The following is a 467-nucleotide window of genomic DNA, read 5'->3' on the forward strand; positions in this document are numbered from 1 at the left end:
AGTCGAGGACGAAGAAATGAGATTCAGCGTGCCCCTGGTGCATCCCATTGCGACCTTCTGCCGTTCCGGCGGCCGGGCCAGTGCCTTGTTCCAGGCCTGCGGTGGTGACGTGGGCTGTTCCGTTTGACCTAAGCAAAGGAGAGAAGACCATGCAAGCCAATGTTGGTGGTGTTGACCGTGTGGCCCGCATCGTGGTGGGCGTGTTGCTGGTGGCCCTGGCCGTGTCCGGGCAGATCGGTGTATGGGGCTGGGTGGGCATCGTGCCCATCCTGACCGGAACCTTTCGCTGGTGTCCCGCCTATCTCCCCTTCGGATTGTCCACCTGCAAACGTCCTGGCTGACAGGTGGCCCTGCTCTTGGCTGAGCCTCTGGCCGCCGGTGCCATGGGTGTCGCGGTGGGTGGTGTGCTGGCGCTGACGGGGGCAGGAGGTGGCGTACTGGCCGTGCCCCTGCTGGTGCTGCTCTTG

1 protein-coding gene is annotated in these 467 nt (G+C 64.5%); it reads left to right on the forward strand.

Annotation, left to right across the window (positions count from 1 at the left end; genetic code table 11):
* The first annotated feature begins 149 nt into the window (after nt 1-149).
* Nucleotides 150-341, forward strand: coding sequence for a YgaP family membrane protein (locus I6A82_RS14450; RefSeq protein ID WP_198095672.1), 192 nt, complete (start codon nt 150-152; stop codon nt 339-341).
* Nucleotides 342-467 lie beyond the last annotated feature (126 nt).

The organism is Novosphingopyxis sp. YJ-S2-01, from assembly GCF_016093175.1.
Taxonomy (GTDB): Bacteria; Pseudomonadota; Alphaproteobacteria; order Sphingomonadales; family Sphingomonadaceae; genus Novosphingopyxis; species Novosphingopyxis iocasae.